Here is an 11,657-nt window from a genome sequence, read left to right on the forward strand (position 1 = left end):
CAACAATGCCACAACCCGTTGCTCACAGCGATCGGGGCCACCCTGGGCCGAAACAGGCACGGCGGGCACGGGCGGGGCGATCGGCGGAGTCATCACCGCAGGTGCAGGCTGGAAGGATGGCTGAGGCAATTGATTGGGAAGTTGGTCAGGTGCTGGGCTGGGTAATGGATCCGACACCTGATGAGTCACTCGATCGGGCGAAGGGGAAACCCTATGGGACGCAGACTGCGGACTGCGCTGGGCCACAATCAAACTTTGCAGGTAAGTCTCGGGCGATTGGGGATGGCGCACCCCCAAGGTGCGCACCCGGGGAAAGCCTTGGGCCGCCAGGCAACGCCGCCAATTCAACGAGGTCAACAACGGCGAGTGGGGAATGCGGTTGGGGGCATCCTCAAACAACCACCAGCCCCGGGTTAAGCCAAAGGTGAGGGTCGCAAACACCTCGAAGTGACAAACTTCACTGAGAATCACCAACCCGCCAGGGGCCAGGAGCTGATGCACTTGGGCCAGGGTGTGATCAATGCGGCGTGTGGCATGGAGCACGTTGGCCGCGCAAATAATGGCAAATTGGCCGGCGGTAAATCCTTGGCTGGCCAAATCCGCTTCAATGTCCAGCGGAGCATAGCGGGTGAAGGGAAACTGCTCGCCCCAGCGATTGCGCCCCCGTTGGACAAAGGCCGGCGACAAATCCGTAAAGTGATAGGTCACCTGGGAACCGAGGGGAGCCAAGGCTTGCAACACCGCAGCGGTGGTGGCTCCGGTTCCCGCACCAATTTCCAGAATTTGGATCGGTGCTGATCCGGGCTGGGCCACCCGATCGCGCACGGCCGTGGCCACCGCCGTCGCCACCAACCCATTGAAGTGAGTCGCGAGGGGAGTTTCACGGTTAATCGCTTCCACCCAGGGCAAAACCTCGGGGGTGTAGAGCAAATCCGTGACGGCCAAGCGCCCGGCCAACAAATCCGGGTAATGATTCAGGCACAGTTGCAGCAGATCGAGATAGGGGCGGCAGGCGGGGCATTGGCTGCGCAGCTCCGCTTCCAGGCGCGATCGCGTGGCGGCCAACTGGGAAGCGCCGCCTTCGGGGCGATCGGGATTCAGCGCCAGTTCCCCCGCCACCGCCACCAGCCATCCGGTGTTTTGGAGAATCGCCAACAGGCCCGCAAACAGCGCTTGATGGTCTGGGGAGAGCTGAATTAAGGTTTGCAAGGCTGCGGGGGCGATCGGGCGGTGGGCTTCTCGCAGGGCCCCCGCCTGTTGGAAGGTGGCCAACACCCCCAACGCACCCAAATTATCCAGACGCTCAAACACCATTTCCCAACCGGCGAGCGGGTCTCCCTGCTGACTGGCTTGGGCCTCCACCCGGTGCAAGGTGCGATCGAGCCAATCCTCAATCGGTGGCGCTGGCGCAAGGGGGGCCGGCTCCGTGGGTTCGATCGGGGCCGCTGGGGTTACTGGGGTGGCCAGGGCCGGAGCCACCGGGGGCGTGAGGGCGCAAATATCTCGCTCAAAGGCATAGGTCGGCAAGGAAATTCGCCGACCGGGCGGCCCCTCCCAAACTTCAGACCAGGCGATCGCCGCCCCCGACAGAAACTCCCGGATCTGGGTCGCATGGGGCAAGGACGCGGGCACGGCGGCCGGATCCCGCAGGGGCGAGGCCGTCACCAAATCCGCCGTCCACTGCACCACCAACACCGCCCGACAGTCGAAATGCTGCCGGCCAAAGGTCAACGTCCAGGCCACATCCGCCAAGGAAGCAGCCGAATGGCGATCGGCCCAGGCGGCCAACTGGGCCAAATTACGCTCCAGGGCCGATCGAGATTGGGCCGACACCGGAATCACCCGCCAAGGCAAGCTAAACGAGCTGGTGGGCAAGGGTTCCCGGGCGGGGCCTTCCTCAATCACCAAATGGGCATTCGTGCCGCTGAAGCCAAAGGCACTCAAGGCCGCCCGCCGGGGATGATCCCCCTGGCGCGGCCAGGGCTGAGGCTGCGTGGGCACATAAAACGGAGATTGATCCCAATCAAAGGCCGGATTGGGTGTTTGCACATGTAACGAAGCGGGCAAGGCCTCATGCTTCAAGCTGAGGAGCACTTTGATGAAGCCCGCCATCCCTGCCGCCGCCATGGCATGGCCAATGTTGCCCTTCACCGAGCCGATCGCACAGAACTGCTTAGCATCGGTCCAATGCCGAAACGCCTTCGTCAGGGCTTGCAGCTCGATCGGGTCGCCCAGTTTTGTGCCCGTACCATGGGCTTCCACATAGCTCAGGGTGCTGGGGTCAATTTGCCCCTTGGTGTAGAGGGCCTGTTCCAGTTCGGATTGGGCTTGGACATTGGGAGCCGTAATCCCATTGGAGCGCCCATCCTGGTTCATGCCCGAAGCCCGAATTACCCCATAGATTGCGTCGCCGTCCCGCTGGGCCTCGCTGAGGCGCTTCAACATCACCACCCCGCAACCTTCGGCCGGCACAAACCCATTGGCAGACTGGTCAAAGGGCCGACATTGATTCGTGGCCGACAGCATTCCGCTGTAGTCCAAAAATTGATGCACCCTGGGCGAAAGCAACAGCAGGGCCACCCCGCCCGCCAGGGCCAAATCACAATCCCCTTGCAGCAATCCCTGACAGGCCAAATGCAAGGCCACCAGGGAGGAAGAACAGGCGGTATCAACGGGAATTGCCGGGCCCTTGAGGTTCAGATGATAGGCAATCCGCGCAGGCAAAATGGCCATGGATGCCCCCAAGGCGGCCATGGCGTTGGGTTGGTGGTTGGCGGAGCCATGCTGGTCGCTGGTGTCCTGGCTATCGAGGCCATAGAAGTTGTGGGCGGCCCCCACGTAAACGCCACAGCGTGTGTCTGCGAGGGATTCGGGAGCATACCCGGCATCCTCGATCGCCTTCCAAGCCTCTTCTAGGAACACCCGCTGTTGGGGATCCATTTGGGCCGCTTCCCGAGGAGACAGCCGGAAAAAGAGCGGATCAAAGGCCAGGGCATCGGGCAGTAACCCCCCTTGCAGGGGCCGATCGCTTGCAATTCCCCACCGCTCGGCCAGATCTGAGAAGGGAGTTTGTCCCGATCGCAGCACGTCCCAAAATTCATCCGCATTGCGGGCCCCGGGGAACCGGCAGGAGAGGCCAATCACGGCGATCGCCTCCGTCCCGGTGCGATCGGGAGCGGTTCCGGCCGGGGTTTGCGGCGTGGCGACCTGGGGAGTCCCGGAAGCCATACTCACCGGAGCGGCTGAAGTCAGTTCCGCCGCCGCCCCTGAACCCAGCGATGGATTGATCCGGGCTGGACTGATCACCGGATCCACCACTGGCGGCGGGGCCGGTGCTGCCGGGGCCGGGGTTGCCGCCCCCTGGGATTCCAAATAGGTGGCCATCTCCAGGGGCGTGGCATAGCGATAAAAATCCGTGGGGGCGATCTCGCTGCCAAACCGGGCATTGATGCGCCGGGCAATTTGGGAAGACAGGATCGAGTCCACCCCCAAATCCGAAAACGTTTGCTCAGGATCCGGCTGGCGATCCATCTCCAGCACCGCCGCGATCATTTGCCCCAACTCCTGACTAATGGCCAAAATGCGCGCGGGAGAGGGGCGATCGTCAGGGGCGATCGGGGCGGGGGAATCGGCGGCGGGGCCAACCGGGACAGGAGCCGCCGCCGGAGGGCTGGCCGCCGCAGTTCGGGCCGCAATAAAGAGCTGTTGATAGGCATTGCCCAGGCCCGATGCTGCCGGTGCGCCGGATGAGGAGCCAACCACTAGTCCGGCCGCCGCCAGCAGTTGCACCCAGTTTTGGGGAGGCAGCAGGGGGGAATGTTCCCAACGCACCGCCGGATCCTCAAAGGCCCACCACCCATCCAGCAGCGCAACGGTGATGGTTTGGCAGTCCGATTTGCGGGTTAACTCATTCAGCAGCAGCAGGCCACCGGGTTTGAGCAATTTGGCCAGGTGACTGAGCGATCGCTGAATTTGGCATGTGGCGTGAACCACATTGGTCGCAACGATCGCATCGTAGACCCCCAATTCAAAGCCTTGGGTTTCGGGGGGCTGATCGAGATCAAACAGCCGGAACTGCATGAAAGGATAGGTCTGGCCAAAGGCCGCCTTACCCGCTTGCAAAAAGCTTTGGGATACGTCGGTGAAGTCATACACCAGCCGATCGGCCAAGGCGGCCACGGCCGGTAGCGTAAATTGCGTGGTGGAACCGGTTCCCGCGCCCACTTCCAAGACCCGCAGGGGCCGCCCCGGTTGGGCCGCCAGCCCGCCGCCCAAGGCCGCCGCCAGCACCTGGTTAAAGTGATCCACCCAGGGATTATTGCGATACATCCCCGTCACCAAATCCAGAGATGAGCCTGGGAACAGGACTTCCGTGGCCAATTTCTGCCCCTGCAAAACGGCCCCGTAGTCCGCCACGGTCAAACAGGCCTCCAGCACCCGAGTGAAGCCCACCATATCCGGGTAGCGCTGCACAAAATCCCGGTGGCGATCGGTCAAGGTCGTGAGGGCGGCCCGGATGGCCGGCAGGGCTGGGCCCGATCGAACCGCTTCCCCATCGCTCCGCATTTCCAGCACTTGCTGGGCCGCTAGCAAGTTGCAGTGGGCCTTCAGGAGGCGATCGTATTTGGGCGATCGATAGAGCCGTTGTCGCAACTGCTCCAGCGTCCGCCACTCTCCCGGGGCCGGAAACAGATCAAACTCCACCCAAACCCGAATCAGATACCAGCGGCTGAGGTCGTCGAGTTCCTCAAGGGATTGGATATAGCGGGGCACATCCAGGGTCGATCGCGCCGCGTAGTCCTGGGCCGCCACCCAGGCCGATCGGCCCGGATCGGCCGCCGTCGGCCCCGAGTCGGCCCCGGCGGTCGCCAAAACATCCACCGGGCGGAATCCCAGCAGATCCAGCACCTTGGCGGAAGCCCGCAGGGGAAGGGCCTGACGCAGGCCCCGTTGCCAAACCATGGCGAACGATCGCAGGCCCAGGGCGCGCCCCATGGCCTGCACCCCCCATTGGGCGAGGCGGGCCCGGCCGACTTCCGTGGACAATTGGCCCACATCTCCCCAAAATCCCCAATTGATTACCGAGGAGGATAGGCCTTGCACGTCTTGGAGATAGGTTGCAAAGGCATCTTCAAAGGCACAGGCGGCCACATAGTTGGCGCTGCCCGGCGTGGGCGCAAAGGAAGCCAGGGAGGAGAAGAATAGAACGAAGTCGAGGGGATCTTCGCGCAGGGCTTCGATCAGGGCCACGCTGCCGGCCACCTTGGGGGCGAGCACAGTGCGATAGGCCTTGGCCGGCATGGCGGTCAGGGGATGATTATCCAAAACCATGGCGGAATGGATCGCCCCGGTGATGGGGCCAAACTGTTGTCGGGCCTGGGTCAGGGCCGCCCGCAACGCCGCCCGATCGCTCACATCCGCCTGTAGATACAGGGCATCGCCGCCCCGTTGGCGAATTTGGGCGATCGCCTGGGTTTGGCGCTCTCCTTGGGGCGATCGCCCGAGCAACACCAACCGGGCCCGCACCTGATCCGCCAGCCATTGGGCCACCTCCAGCCCGACCCCGGATGCACCGCCCACAATCAGGTAAACACCCCGATCCCGCAGGGTCGGCTCGGGATTCGCAGTTGCCGGGGTCGGTTCCGCCTCGGCCATGCCTCGCACCCAACGCTCACCCGATCGCCAGGCCACCTCCAGGGCCCCATCGCTCCCCAGTTCCCCGACAATTTGGGCCGCCGCTTGGGCGGGATCCGTTGCCTCTAAATCAACGCAAACCACGGGCAGGCTGGGACATTCAGCGCGGCAGGCCCGGCCTAACCCGATCGCCGGTGCGGCCCAAGGCTGCATGAGTCGATCGCCCGGAACCACCGATTGGGCCCTTTGGGTCACAATTCGCAACAGGGGCAGCGGATCGTGACGGTGAGCCAAGACTTGAATGCCTTGCAAGAACGCCCAGGAATCATCCACCGCGTCCTGCCAGTCGCAGGCATCAATCATCCCCAAAAAGTCAATGCTGGCGATCGGGGTCGTCTGGGCCAGCCAATTGCGCCACAGGGTTTCTCCCGCCAAGGGATTGAGGGTCAGCACCTGGCTGGTTTCCCCCAAGCTGCGATAGTGCTGGGCTAGGGCTTCTGCCCAAGGGGAGGGCGATCGCTGAACAATCAAATGCAGCCCTGAACGTTGGGACGGGGCCACGGGAAGAGGAGCCGCAAACCAACGCGGCACCAACAGGCGAAAGTCTTCTTGATCTGTGGGCTGTTCAATAAACTGATCGATCGGCTGAGGGGCAGCGGACGATCCAGCAGACGATCCAGAGGGAGAAAACATCAACTCTTCATCCGCCTCCACGGGCCAGTAGCGCACTCGTTCAAAGGGATAGGTGGGCAGGGTCAACAGACGGCGGGGCTGCGATCGGGGCAAGGCTTCCCAATCGGGATCTCCCCCTTGAACCCACCACCGGGCAATTTTGGCGTAGCGCCGCGCGGCCCAAAGGTCGGGCAAGGTGGGAGCCTCGGCCTCGGCGGCCTCCTGGCTTTGGGGCGTGACACGGTTCACCCACCCCTGAGGCAGGGCCGCTTCGGCTAAAAAGGCCCGCCACTGTTCACAGCAGTCCGCCGCCGAGGCCGCCACCAGGGCCAAGCGATGGGGCATGGCGGCCCGGCCCACCTGCAACGTCCAAGCAAAATCGCGCCAAGCATCGCCATCGGGGGATAAATCCCGCAGATATTGCAGCAATTGCTCCACCTGGGCCCGCAAGGCGGCGGCGGATTTGGCTGAAACAACGATGATTTCCTCAGCGATTTCCTCGGTTGTTTTGGTTGCGTCTGTTCCGGCATCGGTTGCCCCGTCAACGGCTCGATCGCCTGCGGGGATAGGAGCTGCTGAACCGGTGGCCGGCGACAGCTCCCGCCGGACAGACTCCGGCCCCTCTTGCACAATCAGATGCACATTGGCTCCCCCAGCCCCAAAGCTGCTGAGGGCCGCCCGCCTTGGGCGGTGAGTTTCGGTGGGCCAAGGGGTGCGATCGGTTTGCAAGTAGAACGGAGTTTCCGCAAACGGAATCAGTGGGTTCGGCGTTTCGCTGTGGCGAGAAGGCACCAGTTCGCGGTGCTGGAACTGCAAGAGAATTTTGGTTAAACCGGCAATGCCCGCCGCCGATTCCAGGTGGCCAATGTTGGACTTGACAGAGCCGATCGCACAAATTTGGTTGGCTTCGGTGTGTTTGCGCCAGGCCTCCGTTAGGCCCCGAATCTCGATCGGATCCCCGAGGGCGGTTCCTGTGCCATGGGCTTCCACATATTGAATCGTGGCGGGATCAACCTTCGCCCGTTCCAAGGCATCCAAAATCAAATCCGCTTGGGCCAGGGGATTGGGCACGGTATAGCCCTGGGTGCGGCCGGCGGAGTTCATGGCCGATCCCAAAATTACGCCCCGGATTCGATCGCCCGCCGCCAGGGCATCGGCCAAGGGACGAATCAGAATTGCCCCCGCCCCTTCACCATCCACAAACCCGTTAGCCCCCGCCCCAAAGGCCCGGCATTGGTCATCGGGCGACAGCATTCGCAACTGGCTAAGGTTCACCAGATGCAGGGGATGCAAAATCAGGTTCACCCCTCCCGCGATCGCGGCTCGACATTCCCCCCGCCGAATGCTTTCACAGGCCAAGTGAATCGCCGCCAACGAGGAAGAGCAGGCCGTATCCACACTCACGCTGGGCCCTTGAAAGTCAAACAGCCAGGAGGTGCGATTGGCAACAGACCAAAAGGCCGCATGGGCCCCGGCCCGTTGCCCCCGTTGCCACTGCTCGATCGCGTAGAGCTGGTAGTTGCTGTAGGTAATTCCCGCAAAGACCCCCACATCATTGCGATTCCCCGGCAACCGCCGACCCGCCGCCCGATCGCCCTCGGCCTTGGCCCGGCGAACAGCCGCTTTCAGGCGCTGGGGCGGATAGCCCGCATCTTCCAAACAGGCCCAAACGGTTTCCAAAAACACCCGTTCTTGGGGATCCATATCCCGCGCTTCCCGGGGGGAGATGCCAAAGAAGGCCGCGTCAAATTTATCCGCATCCTGAATGAACCCACCCCAGCGGCTGTAGCTCTGGCGATCGCCCCCCTCGGGGTCAAAAATCTGCTGCCAATCGAAGCGATCGGCGGGCACTTCTTGAATGGCGCTGCGACCTTCGGCCAGGGTTTGCCAAAAGGCTGCCAAGGTTTCGCCCTGGGGATAGCGACCCGCCAGCCCCACGATCGCCAAGGGTTGGTCACCGTCGGCGGGTAGGGAATTCAGGGACAAAAGGGCCGCTGCCTCGGGGGCCACCGGAGGGCGATCGGGTTCCTCAGGGGTGAAGGGGGCCGCGCTGGGAGCATCGGGAGCCACCGGGTCGATCGCGGGCGTTTCGGACACCGGGAAACCAGTCGCCGGGGAGTCGATCGCGATCGAAGGGGTTGGCACCGAATGGCTGGACGGTGAGTGAGGGTGCGTTGGACTTGTTAACGCGGGACTGGGGGTCGAGGGCAAGGAACTGGCATGGTTTTGATCGAAATAAGCCCCTAAACGGCTGAGGGTGGGGTATTCATAGAGCAAGGTTTTGGACAGGGCCCCGTAGTGACGCTCCAGGGCTTCGGTTAACTGCAACACCGTCAGCGAATCCACCCCCATCGCCTCAAAGGTGGCCTCGGTGGCCAGCTCGGCGGGATCCATTTTCAAAACTTGGGCAAAAATTCCCTTCAGGGTTGCCCGATGGCTGGTGACCGGTTGGGGCGATCGCCCGGGTTCTCGGCCAGACGGGGCATCTGTGTTGGTGCTGGCGCTCTCTGCATGGCTGCGCGAGTTTGCCCCCCGATGGGCAGTCACCCCGGGAGCGATCGGGAGCAAGGCCGTTTCGGGGATCCAACCGTCACTTTCCGCCACAATCACGTGATAGGGCGCACTGACCGGGCCGATCGCGCTGGCCGCCGGGGATCCGAGGGCGATCGCTCGAACCCCCTGAAACCCTGTGCTAACCAAATGGGCTTCCCAACCTTGGGGATCCAACAGGGGGCCCCCGGGCAGGCGTTGTTGATCCGGGTCATGGGCCCACCAGCCCTTGGTGACCCCAAAGGTCATGGTGGAGAAAAGCTGGCTGGAGGTGGCTTCCGCCAAGATCAGCAGGCCATGGCTGCCCAGCAGCAACTTCGCCCGACTCAGGGTGGCATCCATATTGGCCGTGGCATGGAGCACATTGGCCGCCAAGACCACATCGAAACTCCCCGGGGTGAATCCCTGGGCGATCGGATCCTGTTCAATGTTCAAGGTTTGGAACTGGCAGCCGCGATAGTGACCCAGGCGATCGGTGGCTCGGCGCACCAAGGCGGGAGAAATATCGGTGAAAACATAGCTGAGTTGCGGGTGATCTTGGAGGGCCGCCAACACGACGGCGGCCGTGGCTCCCGTGCCTGCTCCAATTTCCAGAATCCGCAGGGGGCGATCGGGGCCCCGTTCCGCTTGCCAGGCCGCCAACACCGCCACCACCGTGGCATTCATTCGCTCGGCCAAAGACCCACTGGCATAGACCGGAGCCACCAGCTCACTGGAACCCTGGGGAAACAGAATTTCATGGCCCGCCACTTCACCCCGCCACAGCCGGGGATATTGCGCCACACAGGCGGACAGCAACTGGAGATGGGGAGTCAGTTCGGGGAACTGCTGGGCCACCCGATCGCGCACCGATTCCCACTGCGAGGCCCGTTCGCGCCACCCGGGTCGGGCCGCCGCCGCTTCCCACAGGGGAAACAGGGCCAAACTGAGGGCCCGGGCCCCTTCGTGGGTGGTGGCCAGGTCAGAGCGCTGGGGAAAAGCCGCCAACAACGCCAACTGACTTACTTCCTCCAAAACCGCCAAGGATTCGGCCAGGGACTGATCCACCACCGGATCCGTCCGATCGCCCATGCGGGTCAGGGCCGCCGATAGGTAAGCTCCTTCACCGGGCAGTTGACATTGCACAGGGCGATCGCCCACTAACCCCAACTCCCGTTGCATCGCCGCCCCACAGCGCAAAACCAGGGCCTGACGCAGACCACTGCCCAGCATCCAAGCAAACCCCGCTAACCCAAGGGCGCAGTCAATGCCTGCCACTTCCAGTTGCGCCATCCGGGCCCGGTAGTCGGGGGAGGCCACAATGCCCACCTCTTCCCAAAACCCCCAATTCAGGCACTGCACTTGAATCAAACCGGAGCCGGCCAACTGACCCGCCCAGGCATCCTTGAACGTGCCACCGGCCACGTAGTTGGCTTGGCCCGGCGTGCCATAGAACACATTGGCCGAGGAGAAGAAAACCAACAGCCTGGCCCCGAAGTCGATCGCCGCCTGAGACAAATACAGGGATCCCGCCACCTTGGGAGCCAACACACGGGCCATAGCCGCCTCCGTCAACCGATGGAGAGCGCTATCTTCCAGAATCAGAGCTGAGTGGATGACCGCATCGATTTGGCCAAAGCGATCGAACGCAGTTTGAAAAGCCTGATGCAGTTGCTGCGGATCGGTCATATCCGCTTGGAGATAGATCGCCTCGCCGCCCGCCTGTTGAATTTGGGTGAGTTGCTGTTGAATGGCCTCGTCCGGGGCCCGCCGTCCCAGCAACACCAACCGGGATTGGCACTGTTTCGCCAACCAGTGGCCCACAGTGCGACCAATGCCGCCCGTGCCGCCCGCAATGACCACCACCCCCCGAGGAATCAGCATGGGGCTGGGCTGGGAGCCGTCCTGGGTGGGGCTGGGGCCAGCGAGTTGGATCAGAGTTTGCACAAACCGCCGGCCCCGTCGCCAGGCGATCGCACGGCCCCAGGGATCCCCCGGATCCGCCAGCAGTTGCTGGAAGCCAGCGGCGGCCGTGGTGGCATCCTGCCAATGGGGATCGTGAAGATCAAGGTCAAAACCGGCGACCCGCAGTTTGGGATATTCCCGCCGCAGGACTTTGACGATCCCCGCCAGGACGGCTCCCATGGGCAAGGTGGGGGGCGAGGCCTGTTCCGAATCCAGCACCCGGTGGGTTTTGAAGGTGATCAGCTTCAGGGTGAGGTTGGCGGCTTTGCCCTGGTGATGGATGGCCCGAATGAGGCGCAGCAGGGCGGGAATGGTTTCCGTTTGGAGGGTTGCCAAAGCCGGAGCGGGTGACTGCCAATCGGTGCTCGGCTCACGATCAACCCAAAGAATGGTGAGCGGCTCGATCGCCCCTTGCAGATCCGCCATCAAGGCCGCTTCTGACGCTGAATCAGTGGCCCACGATCGCAACTGAGCCGAGGGGCCCAGCACCGTCGCGAGCTGCTGAATCCATTGGTGCTGTAGGTCGCGGGAATTGGGGTCGGAGCGCTGGGCATCCGGCTTGGCCCCGTTGATCGAGGGGCGATCGCCCGAACTCCCCTGAGCCGCCTCAACCGTCGTTCCATAGATCCAGACCGGGGTAGCCGTTGCGGTGGCCGGCGGCATCGTCGGAGCCGGAAGCAAATGCCAAGCCGGACGATAGAGCACACCGGTTAGATCACAATCCGTCAAGGGTAATTGCGGAGCGCCCTGGGGTTGAACCTCAGCCTGCGTCTCCCCAACAGCCAGGCGACGAGCTGCCTCCTGGGGGGACAGTTGTCCCATTTGGACTTGTCTTAAAATCTCAACCCGGTTCATGG

At 63.1% G+C, this 11,657-nt stretch carries 1 protein-coding gene (cut by a window edge); it reads right to left on the minus strand.

What is annotated here, in order from left to right; all coding sequences use genetic code 11:
- Window positions 1-11,655, minus strand: the 5' end (the start) of a protein-coding gene (locus AC2IAX_RS08250; protein WP_494390122.1) for an SAM-dependent methyltransferase. It extends 17,136 nt beyond the left edge of the window; the window shows 11,655 of its 28,791 coding nt (coding positions 1-11,655); the start codon lies at window positions 11,653-11,655; the stop codon falls past the left edge of the window.
- Window positions 11,656-11,657 lie beyond the last annotated feature (2 nt).

The sequence above is a fragment of the Limnothrix sp. HT2024 genome, from assembly GCF_059138625.1.